Origin of the sequence: Acinetobacter sp. YK3 (genome assembly GCF_001729365.1) — a bacterium.
Taxonomy (GTDB): domain Bacteria; phylum Pseudomonadota; class Gammaproteobacteria; order Pseudomonadales; family Moraxellaceae; genus Acinetobacter; species Acinetobacter vivianii.
Genome location: NZ_LZPJ01000089.1, coordinates 38,543 through 61,150, shown reverse-complemented (window position 1 = coordinate 61,150; position 22,608 = coordinate 38,543). Strand labels below are relative to the sequence as shown.

Genomic DNA, 22,608 nt, shown 5'->3' with positions numbered 1-22,608 from the left:
TATGATTTTAACTCATGCATATTTATACCCGTATTTTTTATAAATCTAATTATTTGATATTAAATGTATTTTTAAGAATCCTATTTTTGAACGTCACCTCATGACGTATTGCATCTTTTGGGTACTTAATTTCATAACTTTGAAATGCTAATTTTTAAACGATATTCTCTGTTTCTTCAGGTCGTTTGAAATGTCTGATCGCATTCGTGAAAAACTCCAGATTCTTGCGGACGCTGCCAAATATGACGTGTCCTGTTCCTCCAGCGGCAGTGACCGTAAAAATAAAGATAAGGGGCTAGGGAATGCCAGTCATTCGGGGATTTGTCATAGCTATACCGAAGACGGACGCTGTGTATCTTTGCTGAAAATCCTGTTCAGTAATGTCTGTATTTTTGATTGCGCTTATTGCGTATCACGCCGTTCTAATGATGTGAAACGTGCGGCCTTTACGGTGCAGGAAGTGGTTGACCTGACCATTAATTTTTATCGTCGTAATTATATTGAAGGGCTATTTCTCAGTTCAGGTATTTTCAAGTCTGCAGATTACACCATGGAGCGCATGCTACAGGTCGTTAAAAAACTGCGTCTTGAAGAAAACTTTAATGGTTATATTCATCTCAAAACTATTCCGGGTGCTTCACCAGAACTGATTCATGAAGCTGGATTGTATGCTGACCGAATGAGCATCAATCTGGAAATGCCGACAGAAGTCGGATTGAAAACTTTTGCCCCTGAAAAGTCGCATCAGGAAGTACAAAAAGATTTGGGTTTAGTTCGAGATCGCCTGATTCAGTTGAAAGATGAACGACAGGTGATCAAGCATGTCCCCAAATATGTACCAGCGGGGCAAACCACACAAATGGTGGTAGGTGCACATCAGGAAACCGATCAGGATGTGTTGTTAATGGCGGATCGGCACTATAAAGAATTTAAACTCAAACGGGTATATTTCTCAGGCTATATCCCGATCAATACCGAAAATCATTATTTACCTGCTGTGGGGTCTGCGCCGCCGTTATTACGCGAAAATCGGCTTTATCAAAGTGACTGGTTGATGCGTTTTTATGGCTTTCAGGTCAATGAAATTGTAGATGAACGCTTTCCACATCTGGATTTGGATATTGACCCGAAACTGAGCTGGGCTTTACGTCATCCTGAACAATTCCCCGTAGATTTAAACCATGCTGATTATCAGATGGTGCTGCGTGTGCCCGGCATCGGGGTGAAATCAGCCAAGAAAATTGTACAAGCCCGTCGCTTTGGCAAGATCCATATTGATTTATTGAAACAGCTCGGTGTGGCCTATTCGCGGGCGAAATTTTTTATTCGTTGTGAAGATAGTCCGCGTTTTCAAAAAGAACTGTCTCCCAATTACATCCGCCAGCAAATCTTGACGCAAGGTTCATCAAAGTACGTGCAACAATCATCACCGCAACTTAGTTTGGGATTTTAGCCGTGTTGAATGCACCAGTGGCGTATTGCTTTGATGGCTCAATGGCAGGGTTGCTGAGTTGTGTTTTTCGAGCCTTTCAGTTCAAAGAATTTGAGGTACAGCTGTGTCTGGAAAATCAAACACAACATGGCTTATTTGCCAGCCTTATTGAGGTACCAACGCATGAGCAGCATGCGCAACGAGTCTGGTCAGGCCTGCAACAAAAGCTGTCACAATCGGCATTAAGGCAATTTTATTTTACGTCTTTATCGGAATCGCTTGAGGCATATCAGCATTTATTTAATTACTGTATTTATGTGTTCCAGCAGCAGCTTTCTGTAGAAAAGGACTATTTACATCCAAGTGTGTTAGCGATTTCGCAATGGACTAAAAAAGTTGGACGTGAAAAGCATCGGATGGAAGCGTTTATTCGCTTTAAGAAAACGACAGATGGGCTATTTCTCAGTCTGGTACGGCCTGATTTTAATGTGTTGCCTTTGATCCAACCGCATTTTAAACGCCGTTATCAGGATCAACGCTGGCTGATTTATGATGAGAAACGTCAATATGGGCTGTATTATGACTTGCATGAGATTCATGAAGTTTCGATGGATGTGAAAGAGGTTGACCGTAATATCGAAACGGGCTTTAGTCAAAGCTTCCAGTTAGAGCTGGATGAGCAGGAGGCGTTGTATGATCAATTATGGAAGGATTATTTCAATAGTATCAATATTAAAGAACGACAAAATATCAAATTACATGTGCAATATTTGCCGAAACGTTATTGGCGTTATCTCAATGAAAAATATGTTTAAGTGCATTACTGTATTTTGAACATGGATTTGTTCGAGGCATACTTGCACTGACAACCTAATCTGAGTAAATAATAAGCTTGTCCTTGATTTTTTGATAATGACTTTAAAAATGATTAAAACAAAGAGCCGAAAAATGACCAAATTAAATTTTAAAGTATTCTTGCTTGCGATGAGTTTTTTGAGCATGCATGCCTTTGCTGAGACAGAAAGCAAATCAACGGATGCTTATAGCGTATGTGTTGACGAAACCATTCAGAAACTCGGACTCGGGAATATCAATAATGCTGTGGTGGACATCTGTAGTCATAAAACCAAAACACTGTATGCAAAGCAGATTGTCCAAGTACTCGATCAAATTAAAAAACAGAGTCAAGAATATCAACAGCCTGAGCGCTATAGCGATATTATGAAATCACAACAATTGTGGAAAAGCTTTGTTGAGCAAGAGTGCCGTAATGCTGGTGCGTATATCGGCTCACCAATGTATGAGTATTGTCCAATGCAAAAATATGGCGAACGACTCGAGCAGCTTCAGGAGTATCTGAACTGATAAATTTTTATTTTCAACAACTTTACTCATAATCTAAAACTATAATTTAAATACATCTTAAGCTCGAGTAGGCGTATACTTCTGCCTCGAATAAAACAACACTATTCCAGCAAGGTGCATTGTGAGCTCTACCCAATCAGACTGGCTAAATTTTCTCAAACCTAATTATAAAGTCCTGCCTTTGAGAGAGAGGATGCTTTCAGGTGTCGGCGCTTTATGTGGCTTGGCAATTTCTTCACTCATTAGTTGGTACGTCTTGGGTGGCATGAACGCGTGGTACATTGCACCTATGGGCGCTTCTTCAGTACTGCTATTTGCTGTGCCCAATAGTCCCTTAGCGCAACCGTGGAATGTGGTGGTTGGTAATACCTTAGCGGGTTTAATCGGCGTTGCCTGCACTCAATTTTTGCCTGACCTGACGAGCGCTTTTAGTGTGGCGGTCGGGTTAGCAATTTTTATGATGATGACCACAGACTCGCTCCATCCGCCAAGTGGTGCAGTGGCGATTACTGCCGTGTTAGGGGGAGAAGCGGTACATCGGCTGGGTTTCCATTTCGTGTTATATCCCGTGCTTCTGAACTCGATTTTACTACTGGTTTTCGCAGTGGTATTTAACCGTTTGATTGGGCGTCATTATCCTTTAACTGCACATGTGAATGAGCGATCTAAAGATCCAACACCGACACAGAAAGTTTCGATCCAGCCGAAAGATATTGAATATGCTTTAGAGCATCACACCGAGCTGTTGGATATTAGCCAATATGATCTGGAAAAAATCATTTTAGAAGCGCAAGAGCATGCTAATGAGCGTCTGGTCAACTCATTTGTCTGTCAGGATATTATGAGTCGGGATGTCATTAAACTGCATGAAAATGATGATATTCATCAGGCACTGGATAAATTCAAAGCGGTTAATCTGATGAGTTTGCCTGTGGTCAATGCAGAAGAAAATCTGGTGGGAACGCTGGCTTTATACGAAGTGGTGGAATGGTTTAAGGGCGCGACAGATCCACGTAATTCATGGCAGCATTTTGTGCGGCAAATTATGAGTCGGAGAGTGGTGACCGTTGATCCGTTACAGCCAATTCAGGATTTAGTGCCGTACTTTGTAGAGAAGTCTTTTAACTATATTCCTGTGGTTGAGAATCAGCGTTTGGTGGGAATTATCAGTCGTGCAGATATGATCGCTGCCTTACAACAGCAGCTTAACCGAAAATTGGTTTAAATAAAAAAAGCTACGGTTGGATTAGGGGTAATTTCAACCGTAGCGACCAAAAAGGTAAAAGAGGGATTAACGTTTTATGCCTTGGTCTTCATAAACTGTTTTCACAGGCTGGTTGTAGCCTTGAACATGGTCAACACGAGCTTGTTGCTGTTTTGGAATGACCAGCCACAAAATGAGGTACACCAAAATACCTGGAAAGGCGGCACTCATAATCGAGATCACAACAAAGATCAGGCGTAATAAATTTGCATTCCAACCAAATCGTTCCGCAATACCGCCCATTACACCAGCGATCATGCTTTGTTGGTTTGAGCGATATAAACCAGAGTTGGTCATCGAGTTTGTCTCCTTAAATTCATGAAACGGCAGCAAAAAGTAAAATATTCATTGAATGGCTGCTGTTACTTAAGAAATAGGGGCAATTGATTTTTTTTAAAGTTTAAACAGATGAGAGATTAGTTAAGTTGTGTAAATGGTTGCTGGAAAAAACAACAGTATCGCCTAAAATGCACCGACTTAAAGCACACTGCTTTTTAATTTGCTATTTCCATCTTGTTGCGGCCGTTTTGATTACCTTTTTAGGCAATCGATGAGCACTCAATTGAACCCTATATTTTATTGTGCAAAATTTTAGGGAATGTAGTGAAAAGTACGCGATAGCGATGTTGATGTTAGAGATTTATAGATATGCAGTTCAGGTTATTCTTACAGCATGTTAGTGTAGGAGTCTTATTGAGTCTAGGTTTGATTGCTTGTGATGGCCGTCATCCGGAACCTGTAAGACAACAACCCCAGACGCAATCGGATCGTGAGGCGAGCCATGTCCTCGCAGATGAACAAGAGTACGCTTCTTCTGATACGGAAGCGATGTCACTCAATCAGGTTGCTGGACAAGCAACTTTGCCACACCCAGTGGTACGTCAACAGAACCATAGTCAGCCTTCAGAAGCCGATCTGATTTATGTCGGTCGTTATCATGCCCGCATTCCCTGTACAGATCCTTTTGCTGGCTGTGTAAATAATGAAAAAGAAGCTGAATATATTCTGAATTTATTAAGTGATGGTTCCGTGTACTGGACCAATACCAGCTTTGGGCGTCTCGGTTCCGATCCAACACGTAGCGTTGCCAAGATTGAGCAAACCTGTAAGCAGGTGCACTGGCACGTCCATAAAGAACTGAATGAAATTATGGTTCGTTGTGATGCGGCAGATTTAAGTCTTTATTATCAGATTAATCAAAATCAGGATCTGGTTTTTAATCTGGAAAAGATGTGGAATGAAGGGAACGGCAATAACCGTAAATTCTTTAAAGAATATCCTTTTCCCCAACAGGCTTATGTTTTCAAAAGAGTGGAATAAACGACCATCTTTTGCAAAATAAAAAAGAGCGCATAAAGCGCTCTTTTTTTTACAGCCTTGATTAGTAATCGAAGCTGAAGTGTTCTGGTGCAAGTGAAGTCAAGGTACGAGACGTTGTTACCATTGACTCGGCATGGCCTTGAGCGCGTGGTAATAAACGGTCGAAGTAGAAATCAGCAACCTTGATTTTTGCTTTATAGAATTCAGGTGTTTCGATACCGTTGCCTGCTTCTAATTTTTCAGAGGCAATAACGGCTTGTTGTGCCCAGAAGTAAGCCATCATCACATAACCAGAGAACATCAAGAAATCAACCGAAGCTGAAGAAACGATGTCACGGTCTTTACGTGCAGCAAGCATGATACGAACTGTTAATGTGTTCCATTGCGCGCAAAGCTTAGTTAAATCCCATGCGAAACGACGTAAGTATTTATTACGTGCGTGTGCTGCACAGAACTTCAAGATTTCAGCCGTGTAATCACGAACCACTTTACCTTTCGAGCTTAAGAGCACTTTACGACCAATCAAGTCGAGTGCCTGAATGCCTGTTGTCCCTTCATATAACGTTGAGATACGGGCATCACGTGCGATTTGTTCCATACCCCATTCACGGATATAGCCATGACCGCCATACACTTGCATACCGTGGTTGGCTGCTTCTAAACCAAGCTCAGTCAAGAAACCTTTCAAGATCGGCGTATAGAAACCAAGTTTGTCATCATAAGCTTCATAAGCTGCCTGATCGCCACTGACCAATGCATCTGTCATTTTGTCCGCAAGTTTTGCAGCATGGTAGATCATTGAACGACCACCTTCAGCAATCGCTTTTTGCGTCAATAACATACGACGAACATCAGCATGGTGAATAATCGCATCACCTACACGTTCAGGTTCTTTCTTGCCAGAAAGGGCACGCATTGACATACGGTCTTTGGCATACGGTAAAGCACCTTGGAAAGACAGTTCAGCGTGTGCAATACCTTGAACTGCGGTACCAATACGAGCCGTGTTCATAAAGGTAAACATCGCATGTAAACCTTTGTTGATCTCACCGATCAAGTAGCCTGTTGCATTGTCAAAGTTAAGCACGGCAGTTGCAGAAGCCTTGATCCCCATTTTGTGTTCGATAGAACCACAAGACACCGCATTACGCTCGCCCACGCCACCATCCGCAGTTGGGATGAATTTAGGCACGATGAATAGAGAGATACCACGTGTACCAGCAGGCGCATCTGGAAGGCGAGCCAATACGATATGGATAATGTTCTCTGTTAAATCGTGTTCACCCGCAGAGATGAAGATTTTAGTACCAGAAATTTTATAGGTACCGTCTTCATTTGGTTCTGCTTTGGTTTTTACCTGACCTAAGTCTGTACCACATTGAGGCTCAGTTAAGCACATTGTGCCTGACCAAGTGCCTTCAACCAGTTTAGGCATATAAGTATTTTTTTGCTCGTCTGTACCAAACTGCATGATCGTGTTCATACAACCTGTACTTAAACCTGGATACATGGTGAAAGACCAGTTTGCAGTCCCCATCATTTCAGATTTGATCAGGTTTAAAGACATTGGCAAGCCTTGGCCACCAAATTCTTCTGGATAAGAAAGACCTTGCCAGCCACCCATCACAAATTGGTCATACGCTTCTTTAAAGCCTTTAGGTGTCGTCACTTCACCATTGTTGAACGTACAGCCTTCTTCATCACCTGACTGGTTAAGCGGAGAAAGTACGTTTTCGCAATAATCTGCCGCACCTTCAAGAATCATATCAACCGTATCAGCATCCGCATTTTGACCACTTGTCAAAGTTTGGTAATGTGCTGGATAATCTAACATTTCGTTCATTAAGAAACGAATATCACGGAGCGGGGCTTTATAAGCTGGCATAATCTTAATCCTGTATTTGAATCATTTTGGATTATCTGTTTCGATACTTTGATTATTCACAATGGTGATAAAAATACATTGATAATCACTGGGGAAAAGAATGTCAGAAAAGCGAATCGTCTAGATTCGATGGAGATGGAAAAATCACTTTTCTGTTGGTGTCTAAACTAATATTAAACGTGAAAAATACTTAATTCTATACTTGAAAATATAATGATATAAAGGTGTTTGGTAAAGCTATGCGTCTAAAATATTTAACTTTATGTTTAATGGGTCTCAGTCTTTCTGCATGTTCTCAACATGTCATTAAAACCAATCCAGCTTCGGCGAACCTTGAGCAGAAGGCGGTAAATAGCCTCAATGCCATCTATGAATATCCAAGCTATGATTATCGTGGGAAATTCAATATTCATGTGGATCAGGAGCCGAGTAAAAATAATGCAAAAGCTGAACCTGCATCTTTAGAGCCAGCGCTTAAGCAAAAAGTTGACCAATACTTACGAGAGCAGAAGGTCAATTTAAACAATAAACAGAAGCAGGCCTTGTATACGGCACTGGCGCAAGAACAGAAAACTACTGGTGGTTCCAAGGCTGACAAATTTACTCAGGTCATGACCAATATCCTGAATGAAATGCAGTTTGAATATGATGGTTCAGTGCATTATCGCCAGAAAATGGGATCATTTAACCTGACCGCGCGTTATGAAAAGCCGACGCTGCTGGTACAGGCTAAAGTGCCGATGGTGCTGGATCTGAATAATTATAAATTCTATATCAACTACTTTGCCTTGATGCCTTATCTGGTCAATAAAGAAAACCAGAACAATCTGGCCTATCTGGATTTTTCAAAATATCAGGATGCTTTCAAGCAAGTGGATTACAAGAAATTTGCTGAATATGTCAAAGCATCGAGCGCGGTTTACTATCGTCTTGCGGATCAAAATAATATTCAGGCCTTATCTGTTTCCTCTGCGGATCAGGCGGCTGGAGTCGTAGAAAAAATTCGTTTAAAAACCTCGGTTGAAGAACTGATTTTACAAGCGAACTTATATAGCAAGGTCAATGAAAAATATTTGATGCAAAGCGTTTTAAATCTGAAAGCGCAGAATTTAGAAAAACTGGTTACAGATGAAGTTGCCAATGCCGAGGAGGCAAAATCTAAAGCATCATTACTGGAAGCAAAAGATTCGGCAGATGATGCAAACTTAGTTAGCCAACAGTTATATCGTCTGGTGAATCAGCACTTTGGGGTTGAGGATGTCGAAGAAGATTATGCTGATGAGAGTGGAGATGCGAGTCAAGCCGCGAATGACGCTGTAGCAGCTGCAGAAGAAGCCTCACAGCAGGCAGACGCAGCAGCCGATGAAGCAACTGCCTCAGAAGGTGAGGCGCAAAGTGGCTTAAGCGAAGAACAATGTTCGGCATTGCAAAACACCAAAAACACGACTTATGGTGACGTACAGTATTGTCAGAGCGTATATGGCATTGATGTCTTTTCGGATCAGCCAGTTGAACCTGGTTTCTTGACTTATATCCAGAAGTTACAAGCTGTTGAAAAAGAATTTTCGGTTTACGATCAAAACCAGTTTATTGATGATCAGGCATTTAAAACACTTTGGCTCAAACATCAGGTGGACATTGAGAAAGCTTTACCGCCTGTTGATAAACGTAACCCATTTATTATGGATGTCGGATTGGATGCCAAAGGGCGTGCCGTGAAGATTGACTATGATTTAAATTATGGTCTGCCTGAGTTGAAATCACGCTTTAATGTCAAAGCAGATATGCTGATTTCCAATTATGGTAAAGGCACACCGATTGATCAGGCTCAGTTGAAACAGGCGAAAACATGGGCAGAAGCCAGCAAAGGTTCAATGCTAGAGCAGGCCGTGAACAGCTTCTCTGAAAAGTTGGGGCAGACCGGTATTCAGGAACGTTCAGCGGAGCCGTATACGCTATCTTTAGATGATCAGCTCAATGTCATTGCGGAACAGCGTTATGATGCAACACGTGCTTATGAGCCAACTTATAAAGCAGTGTTCATTGCCAAGTTGACAGAAAGCGCGCCACACATCGTGCAGCGTTACTCAAGCCAGGAGTTGCAGGAAATTGCCAGTGTATATGCTTATTGGTATGCCGATGAGGATGTTTATAATCCCGAAGGAAAAGCACTGCAAAAGATTGAAGCTTTGCAAAAGAAACATCGTCTGGAATATGAAGACCAGTTTGATGATCGTTTAGGACGTTCGGTTCATCATATCGTCAGTGATGCAATGCAGGGTGATCAACAGCGTCAGGCATGGAAAAAGCTACAGGCGCAGTATAAGCAGCCGCAGCAGTTATTTGCCAAGCAATATCAAATCCAGTTCGAACAAGAGAATGGCGCGTCAGGTGAAGAAAAACGCTGGCTCGAACAAACGGCAAATATCTTGGGGCAGGTATATGTCGATGCGCGTAAAAATAAGTTGTCTGAGCAATCGATCAAAGCCTTAAAGATTGAACATAATGAATTTATTGATTATGGCATCTTTAAAGAGGTCTATCAGAAGATGTTAAATCTTAAGTAATCCACCACAGAAAAAGAGCCTGTAATATACAGGCTCTTTTTCTATCTAATGTTTAATCGATTATAAAAAATCTTTCAGTTCAGGTTTAACCCCATTCCAGATGGAGAATGCTTCAATTGCTTGACCCACTAACATGCCAAAACCATCCGTAGCAGGCACTTGGCGTTGTTGGGCTTGATCCAGAAAACTAGAAGGTTTGCCATAGGCCATTTCATAAGCATGATGGAAAATTAAGCTTTCAGGTAACTGTAAAGCATCTCCCGTTAAACTTGCTGAAGTTGCATTAATCACAAAATCAAACTCACCTGAAAGTTGCTCTAGGCGAATCGCTTTAAGCTCAGTTTGTGGCACAGCATCTTTTAAATCTTCAACCAGTTGTTCCGCGCGGGCGAGGGTACGATTCGCAATCACAATCTGTTTTGCTCCTGCCTGTACTAATGGATAGATTACGCCACGCGTTGCACCACCAGCTCCTAAAATCAGAATACGGCTATCTTTAAGTTCCCAGCCTAGTGCTTGAATCGCTGCAACCAGACCCTGACCATCAGTATTGTCGCCATAGAGCTTGCCATCTTCCATCCACAGCGTATTCACAGCTTTGGCAATCTTGGCACGTTCAGTCAGTTGATCACATAACGCAAAGGCTTGTTCTTTAAAGGGTACGGTGACATTCATCCCCACACCATTCTGGGCAAAAAATGCTTTGGCTGTATTTTCAAAACCATCCAGTGGTGCAAGAATTTTTTTATAGTTTAAGTCGACCCCAGTTTTTGCTGCGAATGCATGGTGTAACTCTGGCGAGCGTGATTGTTCAATCGGATTTCCAATTACAGCAAATTGTTTGGTCATGAGGGAATCATTCTTATAAGGTCGTTAAAGTTTATAAAGTTGAGGGGGATGCTGCAATATTGATTTACACCTGAACATTCAAACAGGGCATGATTTCAGGACAAGAACATGCTTTGATATTTTTAGAGTTGCAAATGTTGGATCTGGTTTTAAAGATGAGTATTTATTTAATTCGGCATGCGCAGAGTGAAGCCAACATCAATGGGCGAACTAGATCGCATGCTGCAATTGCACTGAGTGAGCAGGGTAAGCAGCAGGCAGAACAACTTTGCGAAGCATTGCCCTCTATTGATCACGTCATTATTTCTAAATACCAAAGAACGTATCAAACTGCACAGCCGATTTTACACAAATATCAGATCACAGCAGAAGTCGATCACAGCTTGCATGAGTTTAGTTATCTCTCGGAAAGGAAATGTGCTAACACCAATCTGGATGATCGCAAGCAATGGGTTAATGCGTATTGGGAGCGAATGGATTATGACTATCGGGATGCCGATGATGCGGAATCTTTTGCTGACTTATATGTGCGAGTGCAATGTGTTCATGAAAAATTAAGACAATTGGCACAGAAATATGTACATCAAAACTTAGTCGTATTTACGCATGGGCAGTTCTTACAATTATTACTCACGCTAAAACATGCACCGCAGCCATTGAGTCGGGAACTGATGCAAAATTTTAGATCAGACTTAATCCAGCGGCCCATCGCCAATACCGCAATATTTTTATTTTAAGATTCCCAAAAAGATTTCATCCCTGAACTATATGTCAGGGATGAATCATTTCTTTTATTTATTTAAACCCAGCCAGTCTCGTGGTTTTAAATAATAATCAGTGAGACGTTTCTCAGCCGAATCTGCATCCCATTCAGGGCGATATGACCAGCCCGCCAGATTCGGCAAGCTCACCAAGATCGATTCAATACGCCCGCCAGTCTGTAGGCCGAACAACGTACCGCGGTCATATACCAAGTTATATTCAACATAGCGACCACGACGATATAGCTGGAACTCACGTTGAGCTTCAGTATAAGGCTGCTCACGATGCTTTTCAAAAATCGGCAAGATTGCTTCTAAATAACCATTTCCGACCGCCTGCATATATTTAAAACAGGTTTCGAAATCCCACTGGTTCAAATCATCAAAGAATAAACCGCCTACACCACGCTGTTCATCACGATGTTTTAAATAGAAATAATCATCACACCATTGTTTATGTTCGGCATAAACATGTTCACCAAAAGGCTGGCACAGGTCATGAGCTTTTTGATGCCAATTCAGCACATCCTCATCATCTGGATAGAATGGGGTTAAGTCAAAACCACCACCAAACCACCATACTGGATCTTGGCCTTCAGGCTCAGCCACAAATAGGCGAACATTGGCATGAGAGGTCGGGATATTCGGATTTTTCGGGTGAATCACCAACGATACGCCCAGCGCTTGTGCCTTTGCACCCGCAATTTGTGGATGACGTTCAGTCGCTGAAGCGGGGAGTTTACTGATATTGATGTGGGAGAACATGACCCCACCTTTTTCAATCACTTCACCATTTTGCAAAACACGAGAGCGACCGCCACCGCCTTCGGTTCTTTGCCAATCATCAATGATAAACTCAGCGGTACCACCGCCTGCACGTTCCTGTTGCTCTAGTCCTGCACAAATGCGTGCCTGTAGATCGAGTAAAAACTCGCGAACACGTTGAATATCAGCTGAAGTTGGATGCTGCATGATGATCCTCTTAAAGTGATCTAGGGAATGTTTATATCAAAACATAAAACCCATAAAAAAAGTAAGGGATTTTTGTTTTTTACAACTAAAATCCCTTAACTGCTTTATTTTTAAACATTTTGAAAAGTGAATTAGAAGTCATCTTTTTTATAGAGATGATCCATACGTTCACGTTTGGTTTTTAAATATTGTTCATTGAATGGGTTGCGACCGACAGTCAGCGGTACACGTTCAACCACATTAATACCCAGATCAGTCAATGCTTTTAATTTAAGTGGATTATTTGTGACCAGTTTCACTTCTTTAACTTGAAGATGATCGAGCATGATGCTGCACATATCGTAGCGACGCGCATCAGCAGGTAAGTTCAATAACAGGTTCGCATCAACGGTATCATGACCTTGATCTTGCAAGGCATAAGCACGGATTTTATTGGTTAAACCAATACCACGTCCTTCCTGACGCAAATATAAAATTACGCCTTGGCCTGCATCATTAATCAGGCGTTGAGTGGCTTGTAACTGTGGGCCGCAATCACATTTAAGTGAAGCGAAAGCATCACCAGTCAAGCATTCTGAATGGATACGCACAAGTACAGGCTTATTGGGAGCAGTTTCTAACCCTTTAGAAAGCGCCACATGTTCCTCACCCGTTTCTGGATCTTGAAACACGGAAATATTGAAGTCACCAAAGGCAGTCGGCAGCTTTGATGTTGCAATAAATTCAATCGGCACAGAGAACTCACTATGATCATAAAAACAGTCTGAGTATAGCTTAATGTGTGAAGATTGCGCGAACTGGAATTTCTGATTTTTTATATAAGTTTTTCTTTTTCATACAAAGCACACAATAATGGTTGATAAACAGTGACATAATTCAGGATAATCTACGGGTCATTCTTTAAAAATTGCATAAGAATGTTCAGCACTACATCATTCGCACGTGTGGCTGATTGAAGGCAGATCATATTTAATTGTATGATTGCCCCCATTTAACCCAGCTTCGGACTTGCCAGGCTTAAAAAGGCTTTGCCACATTATGTTGTATACCGAAATTCCAACTCAACGCCCTGTTACGCCATTGTTAGATGGAATTGATCATCCACAACAATTACGTCAGCTCGAGCAAAGCCAACTCGTTCAAGTGGCGGATGAGTTACGTCAATATATTTTGTATGCAGCTGGGCAGAGTGGCGGACACTTTGGTGCAAATTTAGGGGTAGTCGAACTGACTGTGGCCTTGCACTATAGCTTTAACACGCCCGATGATCGTTTGGTTTGGGATGTGGGTCATCAGGCTTATCCACATAAAGTGCTGACAGGTCGTCGTGATCGCATCGCTACCATTCGTAGTAAAAATGGTTTGGCGGCGTTCCCTGCACGTGATGAATCTGAATTTGATACCTTTGGTGTAGGTCATTCCTCAACTGCCATTTCAGCAGGTTTGGGTATGGCACTGGCGCGTCGCTATCAAAAAGATCCATGTGATGTCGTTGCAATCGTGGGTGATGGTGCAATGACGGCAGGTATGGCATTTGAAGCCATGAATGATGCAGTTGCACATGATGCGGACTTGATCGTAGTCTTAAATGATAACGATATGTCGATCTCTTGTAGTACGGGTGGTTTTGCCAAACATCTGGCAGCCATTTGGGAAACAGGGCAATTGATCAATGTGAATGAACAGGGTGAAGCCTATGTTCAACCTCATCCAAAGTGGACCTATAATTCACGTTTGCATCAATCTGCGACAGATGCCGCTGATAATTTATTTAAAGCAATTGGTTTTGATTATTTCGGGCCATTTGATGGACATGATGTGGAACAACTGGCACAGGTTTTCCATGCACTTAAAAAACGTAAAGGTCCACGTCTAGTTCATATTTATACTAAAAAAGGTAAAGGTTTCGCACCAGCGGAAGCAGATCCGATTACCTATCATGCGATTACTAAAATTGCGCCAACCGCAGCAGCACCCGTAAAAAAATCACCTCCTAAATACTCAGATGTATTTGGGCAATGGCTATGTGATGAAGCAGCTCAAGATGAACGTCTGCTCGCCATTACACCTGCGATGTGTGAAGGCTCGGGTATGGTGAAATTTGCACAGCAATACCCTGAGCGTTTCTTTGATGTCGCAATTGCTGAACAACATGCGGTGACTTTAGCCGCTGGTATGGCATGTGAAGGGTTAAAACCGGTTGTCGCGATTTATTCAACTTTCCTACAACGTGGTTACGACCAGTTGATTCACGATGTTGCCTTGCAGAATCTGGATGTCACTTTTGGTATCGATCGTGCAGGTTTAGTGGGTGAAGATGGCCCAACGCATGCAGGTGCATACGATTACGCTTATATGCGTACTGTGCCTAACATGGTTATTATGGCGCCGAAAGACGAAAATGAATGTCGTCAGATGCTCCATACCGCCTACCTCTATGAAGGACCAACTGCGGTACGTTATCCGCGTGGCGCGGGTACGGGTGTTGAAATTCAACAGCAAATGACAGCTTTGGAAATTGGCAAGTCTGAAATCGTTGCTGAATTTAATGTTGATGCTGAACAGCACATCAGCATTCTGGCTTTTGGTAGCCGCGTTGCGCCATCGGTTGAAGCTGCAGAACAGTTTGCACATCAGCATGCTATTGGTGTGCGTGTTGTGAATATGCGTTTTGTAAAGCCATTGGACGAACAAATGATTCGTGACTTGGCAGAAAGCACACAACTATTTGTCACTGTTGAAGAGCATGCCGTAATGGCAGGAGCAGGTAGTGCTGTCAATGAATTCATGGCTCAAGCAAAAATTGTAAAACCAATCCTGAATCTTGGTTTGCCAGATACATTCTTACATCAAGCAACACATCAGCAAATGTTGCAAGATTGCGGTTTGGATGCTCAGGGAATTTTAGCTTCAATTGAGCAAGTCTGGTTCTAACTTATAAGTTGATGTAAACGCGAAAATAATTTTTCGCAACATTTTTCCCCTAAAAGCGCTTATATTTGCTAGAATATACGCGCTTTTATGCATTATTCTTTGTCAAAATCTTCAAATTTGTAGTGGGTGTTCAATGGAACCTATGGTGGTTATGGCTGCGCGTGCGGCTCAAACAGTTGGTCAAGAGCTTTTAAAGGCACATCAAAATCGTCATAAACTCGATTTACAAGTTGAAGAAAAAGGCATTGATGGTCCAGTAACACGTGTTGATCGTTACTTGGAACAACTTACAATTGATACACTTCGCAAAAGCTATAAAAACCACAGCTTCCTTGGTGAAGAGTTTGGTATGCAAGAAGGTAAAGGTCACGATGCAGACTGGTGCTGGGTGATTGATCCTTTAGACGGTACACAAAACTTTATCAACGGTTTCCCGCATTTCTGTATTTCTATCGCAGTTCAACATAAAGGTGTGACTCAACACGGTGTGATCTATGATCCAGTACGTGATGAATTGTTCTCTGCAAGCCGCGGTCGTGGTGCAGTGATGAACCAACGCCGTATCCGTGTAAATGTAAAAGAAAACCTTGAAAATACTTTCCTTGCAGTAGGTCATCCGTACCGTGCAAAGCGTAATGGTGAAATCGTTTCTTATGCAGAGCAACATTTTGCATCATTATTGGCAGTGACTAAATCTGGCGCACAAATCCGTCGTGGCGGCTCAGCTGCATTAGACTTGGCTTATGTTGCTGCGGGTCGTTTTGATGGTTTCTTTGAACTTGGTTTAAAACCTTGGGATATCGCTGCGGGCGAATTAATCGTGAAAGAAGCGGGCGGTGTTGTTGTTGATGCGCGCGGTGGTAATGAATCATTTGACAATGGTCAGGTGCTTGCATGTTCACTTAAGATGCTAAAACCATTGATGCAAAACGTTGTTCCTGCGTGGGGCGAAGCTGCAAAATAATTTGTAGATATAAAAAACCCTCAATACTTTGAGGGTTTTTTTATACACTCAGAAAATAAGGGGGTGAAATTGCTGATCTATTTTATTGCTTTGAGGTCGATGAGGAAATAATAATTTATTTAAATAATGAGATAGAAAAAGAGAAATTTAAAGCTTATTCACACTTTAATCTTTATGTGGATTTAAAATGCCATGTTGAATGAACAGCACAGGTGCCTTATGTGGGTAGGGCTAGGATGTAAGCTCCTCTAAATTGGCATACTCCTCTCAGTTTTTGTAAAAATAAATATTATTTTTCTGTTTGTAATTGCGCGAGCTTCATAAAAAAAGAACTTTTTATTATTTTTAACTTGCTGATATTTCGCTGTATATCTTTTAATCTGTTGTTTGTTTTTAAAGCGGTTTGGAGCTGAAAGCCCTGATAATAAATGTGATGTAATAGAAAAACCAATTAAAAAAGGTGACTTTTAAAATTATTCTGCTATAATCCGCCCACGCACTTAAATTCCAGTTCATTACCTGAACATTCAGTTCTATTCATATTAGCGCACGCTGTCCATAGAGAGGACCACATCTTGCGCCCAAATCGCTTAGCGATTCTTCAGGTTGAGGCAGTAATCAAGCGTGCGTTTAGTCCACATCGTCGTTATTCGGATCGCCGCTGAATTTCATATATTTTCAGCTTGAGTCGCTTTGCCGCTTGTTGCCGATGTCTATTTTTTGTATTTATTAAAATGGAGCACCCACAAGGGTGAAACTCTCTATGAGCAAAACTTTTGCCGAATTTTCTTTGCACGAAACCTTACAACAAGCCCTAGAAGGTTTAGGTTTTACGACACCAACTCCTGTGCAAGAACAAGCGATTCCAGCTGCATTAGAAGGTAAAGATTTATTAGTTTCAAGCCAGACTGGTTCTGGTAAAACAGCAGCATTTTTACTTCCTACATTAAACGCTTTAGCGGGTGAAGATACTTTTGTGCCATTTAAAGAGCGCATGAAAGCAGTCACTCAGCCAACGATTTTAGTTATTTCTCCTACGCGTGAATTGGCTCAACAGGTAAGCCAAGACGCGATTGCATTTGTACGTCACATGAAAGGTGTTCGTATTGCTGCAATTATGGGTGGTATGCCTTTCGGTAAGCAAATTCAACAGCTTAAAGGTGCACAAGTTGTCGTTGCGACTCCAGGTCGTTTACTTGACCTTGTAAACCGTCGTCAAATTAAACTTGATAAAGTTGAATCATTAATTGTTGATGAAGCTGACCGTATGCTTGATCTTGGCTTCTCTGAAGACTTGGAAGCAATTGGTGAATTAGCTGCAAACCGTAATCAAACATTAATGTTCTCTGCAACTTTTGCTGATCGTATTATCCGTCTTGCTGAACGCATGATGAATGATCCGCAACGTATTGCAATTGAAACTGGTCACAGCACTAACACTGATGTAACTCAAACATTACATTGGACTGATGGCTTTGAACACAAGAAAAAATTATTAACTCACTGGTTATCTGATGAGTCTGTAGATCAAGCTGTTGTATTCGCAAGCACGCAAGAAGATACAGATATGCTTGCTGAAGAATTAGCTGAAGCGGGTCACTCTGTTGTTGCATTACATGGTGCGATGCCACAAACCGTTCGTAACCGTCGTTTACGTAGCATCCGTGAAGGTCGTGCAAAAATCCTGGTTGCAACTGATGTTGCGGCGCGTGGTTTGGACGTACCAACAATTTCACACGTAATTAACTTCGGTTTACCGATGAAAAACGAAGACTATGTACACCGTATTGGTCGTACAGGTCGTGCGGGTCGTACAGGTCAAGCTGTGACTTTGGCAACTTACCGTGAGCGTGGCAAAATCCGTGCTTTAGAAGATTATTTAGATGCACGTTTAAATGTATCTGAAATCGAAGGTTTAGAGCCATCTCCACCTCCTGCACGTTCAGGTCGTGATGGCGGTGGTCGTGGTCGCGGTGGTCGTGATGGCGGCGGTCGTGGTCGTGGTGGTTTTGGCGGTGGTCGTCGTTTTGAAGGTGAAGGCAACTTCAAACGTCGTGAAGGCGGTGATGATCGTCCACGTCGTAGCTTTGATGACAAGCCACGTGGTGAGCGTCCATCTTTTGGTGGTGAAGATCGTCCACGTCGTGAATTCAACTCTGACCGTCCACGTCGCGAGTTCAATTCAGATCGTCCACGTCGTGAAGGTGGTTTTGAAGACCGTCCACGTCGCGAATTTAATTCAGATCGTCCACGTCGCGAAGGCGGTTTTGATGATCGTCCAAAACGTAGTTTTGGTGGTGAAGACCGTCCACGTCGCGAGTTCAATTCTGACCGTCCACGCCGTGAAGGTGGCTTCAACGATAAACCGCGTTTTGACTCGAATGATGACAACCGTGGTAACCGTGTAGACTATAAACCACGTCGTGAAGGTAGCTTCGGTGACCGTCCAAAACGTGATTTTGGTGATCGTCCACAACGTGAAGGCGGTTTCGGTGATCGTCCAAAGCGTAGCTTCGGTGATGACCGTCCAAAACGCAGCTTCGGTGGTGATGACCGTCCAAAGCGTAAGTTTGGTAACGATGAGCGTCCAGTACGCGGTTCACGTGAAGAAACTTTCGGTGGCGACCGTCGTCGCAAAAACGATTTTTAATCGTTAAAAACCGATAGAATGAAGAAGCCAGTTGAAAAACTGGCTTTTTTATTTCGGTTTAGTCATGTAAAATTATAAAAATGTGTACTAATTCAAATTTTATATAAGAAATGAATAAGGTTAAGCAAAATAAAAGCCTTTTGAGTCAAGCTTGGTCTTTCATGTGTAGTGAAGGGCTGCCATGCCTTTTCGTCATTTTAATGCTCTGTAACGGTTTATTTTTTGCTTATGCGTTGTTTGATACGATTAATGCTGAGTCATTTAATGTTAATTCTCATCATACAACCAGCCAGATTATTCCCAAGAATAACTACATAAATTAAATACTCTTGATACATCCCTTATCAAAATGGAAACAAGCGTTTAATGTTTCAGTGTATAGTATGCGTGCATAAAAAGTGCAGGAATGAATGCCATTATGAATAACAAATCTCCTCTCGATGCAGAAGCCTTAATTGAAGTTAAAAACTTAAGCTTTAATCGAGGAGAACGCGTCATTTATGACGATATCAGTCTCAAAATTCGACGTGGTCAAATTACTGCAATTATGGGACCATCTGGCACAGGTAAAACCACCTTGTTGCGTTTGATTGGTGGGCAGTTGAGCCCAGATCATGGCGAGGTGTTGCTGGATGGGAAAAATATTGCTGCCATGTCGCGTCATGAATTATTCGCTGCACGTGCACGTATGGGAATGTTATTCCAGAGTGGTGCATTATTCACAGACATGTCGGTTTATGAAAATGTGGCATTCCCAATTCGCGCACATACCAAATTGCCAGAACATATTATTGCAGAGCTGGTGGCTTTAAAACTTGAATCAGTCGGATTACGTGGTGCTGAGCAGTTAATGCCAACCGAGCTTTCAGGTGGTATGAACCGTCGTGTTGCTTTGGCACGTGCAATTGCGCTGGATCCTGAGCTGATCATGTATGATGAGCCATTTGCTGGACAAGATCCAATTGTAATGGGCGTATTAACTCGTCTCATCCGTTCGCTACGAGATGCTTTAGATCTAACGACTATTATTGTGTCGCATGACGTGGCTGAAACCTTGTCAATTGCTGATTATATTTATGTGGTCGCAGAAGGTAAGATTCAGGGTGAAGGTTCTCCAGAAGAATTAAAAAATCATGCTTCACCTTTTGTCCGTCAGTTTTTAACAGGTTCAGCTGAGGGGCCTGTGGAATATCAATTTACTCATCAAGCATATTTAGATAACGAGGTTCGTCCATGAATGCGATTGCCTGGCTAGGTAGACTCGTTATTGAGCGAATAAAAGGAATCGGTGCTGCCGCGCTGATGCTCCTGCAAGTTTTATTTTCCATGCCATCGAAAGGTGGTTTTCAGCGCTTTGTTTATCAGATGTATCGTGTCGGGGTGATGTCCCTGCTGATTATTGCTGTTTCAGGCCTATTCATTGGTGCCGTGCTGGGTTTGCAGATGTATAGCATTCTGGTGACTTTTGGCAGTGAAGCAATGCTAGGTACTGCAATTTCACTGACGTTGCTACGAGAACTTGCTTCTGTTGTTGCTGCATTATTATTTGCAGGGCGTGCAGGTTCAGCTTTGACTGCTGAAATTGGTTCTATGAAACAAAGTGAACAACTTGCCAGCATGGAAATGATTGGTGTTGATCCACTGCGTCAGATTGTTGCTCCTCGTCTATGGGCGGGTATTGTGAGTTTACCGATGCTTACGGTGATCTTTGCAACGATTGGTATTATTGGCGGCAAGCTGGTTGGTGTTGATTTTTTAGGTGCTGATGAAGGTTCATTCTGGAGTGGTATGCAAAGTAGCGTACAGTTCTGGCATGACATTTTTAATGGCACCATTATCAAAAGCATTGTCTTTGCTTTGATTTGTACATGGGTGGCGGTGTATCAGGGTTATGCTTGTGAACCAACCCCAGAAGGTATCGCGACTTCAATGACCAGAACGGTCGTATATTCTTCACTTTGTGTATTAGGTTTTGATTTCGTGTTGACTGCGGTCATGTTCGGAGGGATTTAATGAAATCACGTACTAGTGAGCTGGCCGTAGGTATTTTTGTCATTATCTTCGGTGTCGCTCTATTTTTTCTTGCGATGAAAGTGAGTGGGTTGGTAGGTACTAATCTACGTGATAGCTACAGCATGACAGCACAGTTTGACAACGTAAATGGTTTAAAGCCGCGTGCCAAAGTGACCATGAGTGGTGTGACCATCGGTCGTGTTGAATCGATTACGCTTGATCCTGTTTCTCGTCTGGCGACAGTCAAGTTTGATCTGGATGGTAAGCTCACCAGCTTTAACCCGGAACAACTTAAAGAGGTGCAGAAGAATGCACTGGAAGAGCTGCACTATAGTTCTGACTATGAGCAAGCGAATGCTGCGAAACAAAAAGAAATGGAACAGCAACTTACCAGTAACATGACCTCCATCACCACACTCGATGAAGATGCTTATATAATGGTAGCAACCAATGGTCTATTGGGTGAGAAATATTTGAAAGTTGTCCCAGGTGGCGGTGTGAATTACCTTAAACGTGGTGACGTGGTTTCAAATACCCAAGGCACAATGGATTTAGAAGATTTGATCAGTAAGTTTATTACTGGTGGTGCTGGTAAAGCCACATCAAGCTCAACAGCGACAGAGAGCCAAGCTTCACAGCCAGCTGCTGAAGCAGAACCTTCTTTTGTTGAGTAATTCAGGTTAGGAGATTGAAGTGAATACATTATTGAAACAAACGCTAACCGCAAGCGTATTATCGACAATGCTTGCAAGTGCGGCATTTGCAGCACCAACAGAAACCCCACCTGATTTTGTTAAACGTGTGGCTGATGGCTTAATTACGCGTCTAAAAGCGGATCATGCCAAGTTGCAAAATAATCCGACCCTGGTGAAAAGCATTATTCGTCAAAACCTTGACCCGTATGTGGATTCTCAAGCGTTTACGCGTATTGTGTTGGGTACTTATGCGAACAATCAATATACCAATGCTGCACAACGTGCACAGTTCGAGAAGAACTTCCGTGAAGTGATTATTGAGAACTATGGTGGTGCTTTCGCAAAATATACCAATGAAAGCTATACCATGCGTCCGTTTAAATCGACCAACAGCAAAACACCTGTTGTGACTTTGGACTTCTTGCACAATGGCGAGAAAATCCCTGTGTCGTTCCAGTTAACGGACAAGGGCGACCAGTGGAAAGTACGTAACATTAACGTGTCTGGTATCGACTTGGGCTTACAGTTCCGTAACCAGTTCGCTGCAACTGTTCAACGTAACGGTGGCGATATTAATAAAGCGATTGCAACCTTTAAACCAGATGCAGATGCTGCAGTTAGCAAAAAATAAGTAGGTGACGGGTGATTCAGTATATTGATCAGCAACTTGTCGTTTCAAAAACGATTAATTTTGCAAATGCAGAGCAGATCTACCAAACAGGCTTAAAGCATATTCAACAGCATAAGAATTTTCCTTTAGTTGTTGATTTGGGCCAGCTTGAGCAGGGCAATACTTTATCTTTGGCTGTGCTGGTGCAATGGTTGCGTCAAACGCCAGAAAATAAAGGTCTGCATTTTAAGAATGTGTCTGAAAAAATGCTGAAAATCATCCAAGCCTGTCATTTACAAGATGATCTGAAATTGATTTGATGATTCT

The 22,608-nt window shown here is 42.2% G+C and carries 20 protein-coding genes; 15 read left to right on the top strand and 5 right to left on the bottom strand.

All coding sequences use genetic code 11. The features are described 5' to 3' along the window. Positions 1-190 precede the first annotated feature (190 nt). From A9Z07_RS09820 to A9Z07_RS09805, 4 genes are all read left to right on the top strand, one after another. Positions 191-1,453, top strand: coding sequence for a putative DNA modification/repair radical SAM protein (locus A9Z07_RS09820; protein ID WP_069578215.1), 1,263 nt, complete (start codon positions 191-193; stop codon positions 1,451-1,453). 2 nt (positions 1,454-1,455) lie between these two features. Then, positions 1,456-2,247, top strand: a complete 792-nt coding sequence (locus tag A9Z07_RS09815; protein WP_081406424.1) for a TIGR03915 family putative DNA repair protein — start codon at positions 1,456-1,458, stop codon at positions 2,245-2,247. Positions 2,248-2,380: 133 nt separating this feature from the next. Further along, on the top strand, positions 2,381-2,797 hold the full coding sequence (locus tag A9Z07_RS09810) for a lysozyme inhibitor LprI family protein (RefSeq protein ID WP_069578211.1): 417 nt from the start codon (positions 2,381-2,383) through the stop codon (positions 2,795-2,797). A gap of 121 nt (positions 2,798-2,918) precedes the next feature. Beyond that, positions 2,919-4,022 carry an HPP family protein gene (locus tag A9Z07_RS09805; RefSeq protein ID WP_069578209.1) on the top strand — a complete coding sequence of 368 codons (1,104 nt, stop codon included), beginning with the start codon at positions 2,919-2,921 and terminating at the stop codon, positions 4,020-4,022. Between the two features lie 66 nt (positions 4,023-4,088). Here the strand turns inward: A9Z07_RS09805 and A9Z07_RS09800 are convergent, their stop codons facing one another. Further along, entirely contained in the window at positions 4,089-4,358 is a 270-nt protein-coding gene (locus A9Z07_RS09800; protein ID WP_004775933.1) for a PspC domain-containing protein, read from the bottom strand. 351 nt (positions 4,359-4,709) lie between these two features. On the opposite strand from A9Z07_RS09800, the gene A9Z07_RS09795 reads away from it, so the two are divergent. Continuing rightward, a complete protein-coding gene (locus tag A9Z07_RS09795) occupies positions 4,710-5,381 on the top strand; it encodes a hypothetical protein (protein WP_069578204.1) in 672 nt (223 codons plus the stop codon). 61 nt (positions 5,382-5,442) lie between these two features. On the opposite strand, the gene A9Z07_RS09790 is transcribed toward A9Z07_RS09795, so the two are convergent. After that, positions 5,443-7,266 (bottom strand): acyl-CoA dehydrogenase C-terminal domain-containing protein, encoded by a 1,824-nt coding sequence (locus A9Z07_RS09790; protein ID WP_004775931.1) that lies wholly within the window; start codon positions 7,264-7,266, stop codon positions 5,443-5,445. A 239-nt stretch (positions 7,267-7,505) separates the two neighbouring features. Between A9Z07_RS09790 and A9Z07_RS09785 the strand changes: the two genes are divergently transcribed. Further along, positions 7,506-9,833: a hypothetical protein gene (locus tag A9Z07_RS09785; protein ID WP_069578252.1), complete on the top strand. Its 2,328-nt coding sequence runs from the start codon at positions 7,506-7,508 to the stop codon at positions 9,831-9,833. Positions 9,834-9,893: 60 nt separating this feature from the next. Here A9Z07_RS09785 and aroE read toward each other — a convergent pair whose 3' ends face one another. Continuing rightward, on the bottom strand, positions 9,894-10,682 hold the full coding sequence (gene aroE, locus A9Z07_RS09780; protein WP_005259856.1) for a shikimate dehydrogenase: 789 nt from the start codon (positions 10,680-10,682) through the stop codon (positions 9,894-9,896). Between the two features lie 155 nt (positions 10,683-10,837). Here aroE and A9Z07_RS09775 point away from each other — a divergent pair, with 155 nt between their 5' ends. Next, positions 10,838-11,419, top strand: a complete 582-nt coding sequence (locus A9Z07_RS09775) for a histidine phosphatase family protein (protein ID WP_069578250.1) — start codon at positions 10,838-10,840, stop codon at positions 11,417-11,419. A gap of 54 nt (positions 11,420-11,473) precedes the next feature. Here the strand turns inward: A9Z07_RS09775 and hemF are convergent, their stop codons facing one another. Together hemF and ribA are read right to left on the bottom strand one after the other, a co-directional pair. Next, positions 11,474-12,415, bottom strand: coding sequence for an oxygen-dependent coproporphyrinogen oxidase (gene hemF / locus A9Z07_RS09770; protein ID WP_004775925.1), 942 nt, complete (start codon positions 12,413-12,415; stop codon positions 11,474-11,476). A 131-nt stretch (positions 12,416-12,546) separates the two neighbouring features. After that, entirely contained in the window at positions 12,547-13,149 is a 603-nt protein-coding gene (gene ribA / locus A9Z07_RS09765) for a GTP cyclohydrolase II (RefSeq protein WP_004775924.1), read from the bottom strand. 304 nt (positions 13,150-13,453) lie between these two features. Between ribA and dxs the strand changes: the two genes are divergently transcribed. The 8 genes from dxs to A9Z07_RS09725 all read left to right on the top strand — a co-directional run bounded on the left by dxs (position 13,454) and on the right by A9Z07_RS09725 (position 22,601). After that, positions 13,454-15,349, top strand: coding sequence for a 1-deoxy-D-xylulose-5-phosphate synthase (gene dxs, locus A9Z07_RS09760; RefSeq protein ID WP_069578199.1), 1,896 nt, complete (start codon positions 13,454-13,456; stop codon positions 15,347-15,349). Between the two features lie 133 nt (positions 15,350-15,482). Next, positions 15,483-16,313: an inositol monophosphatase family protein gene (locus tag A9Z07_RS09755; protein ID WP_004775922.1), complete on the top strand. Its 831-nt coding sequence runs from the start codon at positions 15,483-15,485 to the stop codon at positions 16,311-16,313. A gap of 763 nt (positions 16,314-17,076) precedes the next feature. After that, positions 17,077-18,963 carry a DEAD/DEAH box helicase gene (locus A9Z07_RS09750; RefSeq protein ID WP_005259847.1) on the top strand — a complete coding sequence of 629 codons (1,887 nt, stop codon included), beginning with the start codon at positions 17,077-17,079 and terminating at the stop codon, positions 18,961-18,963. 418 nt (positions 18,964-19,381) lie between these two features. After that, complete coding sequence (locus A9Z07_RS09745; protein WP_004775920.1) at positions 19,382-20,200, top strand: ABC transporter ATP-binding protein; 819 nt, start codon at positions 19,382-19,384, stop codon at positions 20,198-20,200. After that, positions 20,197-20,976, top strand: coding sequence for a lipid asymmetry maintenance ABC transporter permease subunit MlaE (mlaE, locus tag A9Z07_RS09740; RefSeq protein ID WP_004775919.1), 780 nt, complete (start codon positions 20,197-20,199; stop codon positions 20,974-20,976). The genes A9Z07_RS09745 and mlaE overlap by 4 nt, the downstream gene beginning before the upstream one ends. Continuing rightward, on the top strand, positions 20,976-21,650 hold the full coding sequence (locus A9Z07_RS09735; RefSeq protein WP_069578197.1) for an outer membrane lipid asymmetry maintenance protein MlaD: 675 nt from the start codon (positions 20,976-20,978) through the stop codon (positions 21,648-21,650). The genes mlaE and A9Z07_RS09735 overlap by 1 nt, the downstream gene beginning before the upstream one ends. A gap of 19 nt (positions 21,651-21,669) precedes the next feature. Further along, a complete protein-coding gene (locus tag A9Z07_RS09730) occupies positions 21,670-22,302 on the top strand; it encodes a phospholipid-binding protein MlaC (protein WP_004775917.1) in 633 nt (210 codons plus the stop codon). 11 nt (positions 22,303-22,313) lie between these two features. Then, the gene (locus tag A9Z07_RS09725; protein WP_005259845.1) at positions 22,314-22,601 is read left to right on the top strand and encodes a lipid asymmetry maintenance protein MlaB; all 288 of its coding nucleotides are present in this window, start codon (positions 22,314-22,316) and stop codon (positions 22,599-22,601) included. Positions 22,602-22,608 lie beyond the last annotated feature (7 nt).

Bases quoted from the DNA above. Each gene is read 5' to 3' on its own strand.
- A9Z07_RS09750 (WP_005259847.1), top strand. From the start codon at position 17,077: ATGAGCAAAACTTTTGCCGAATTTTCTTTGCACGAAACCTTACAACAA.
- A9Z07_RS09810 (WP_069578211.1), top strand. From the start codon at position 2,381: ATGACCAAATTAAATTTTAAAGTATTCTTGCTTGCGATGAGTTTTTTG.
- A9Z07_RS09790 (WP_004775931.1), bottom strand. From the start codon at position 7,266: ATGCCAGCTTATAAAGCCCCGCTCCGTGATATTCGTTTCTTAATGAAC.
- A9Z07_RS09775 (WP_069578250.1), top strand. From the start codon at position 10,838: ATGAGTATTTATTTAATTCGGCATGCGCAGAGTGAAGCCAACATCAAT.
- hemF (WP_004775925.1), bottom strand. From the start codon at position 12,415: ATGCAGCATCCAACTTCAGCTGATATTCAACGTGTTCGCGAGTTTTTA.
- A9Z07_RS09795 (WP_069578204.1), top strand. From the start codon at position 4,710: ATGCAGTTCAGGTTATTCTTACAGCATGTTAGTGTAGGAGTCTTATTG.
- aroE (WP_005259856.1), bottom strand. From the start codon at position 10,682: ATGACCAAACAATTTGCTGTAATTGGAAATCCGATTGAACAATCACGC.
- A9Z07_RS09800 (WP_004775933.1), bottom strand. From the start codon at position 4,358: ATGACCAACTCTGGTTTATATCGCTCAAACCAACAAAGCATGATCGCT.
- A9Z07_RS09755 (WP_004775922.1), top strand. From the start codon at position 15,483: ATGGAACCTATGGTGGTTATGGCTGCGCGTGCGGCTCAAACAGTTGGT.
- A9Z07_RS09820 (WP_069578215.1), top strand. From the start codon at position 191: ATGTCTGATCGCATTCGTGAAAAACTCCAGATTCTTGCGGACGCTGCC.
- A9Z07_RS09745 (WP_004775920.1), top strand. From the start codon at position 19,382: ATGAATAACAAATCTCCTCTCGATGCAGAAGCCTTAATTGAAGTTAAA.
- mlaE (WP_004775919.1), top strand. From the start codon at position 20,197: ATGAATGCGATTGCCTGGCTAGGTAGACTCGTTATTGAGCGAATAAAA.
- dxs (WP_069578199.1), top strand. From the start codon at position 13,454: ATGTTGTATACCGAAATTCCAACTCAACGCCCTGTTACGCCATTGTTA.
- A9Z07_RS09785 (WP_069578252.1), top strand. From the start codon at position 7,506: ATGCGTCTAAAATATTTAACTTTATGTTTAATGGGTCTCAGTCTTTCT.
- A9Z07_RS09735 (WP_069578197.1), top strand. From the start codon at position 20,976: ATGAAATCACGTACTAGTGAGCTGGCCGTAGGTATTTTTGTCATTATC.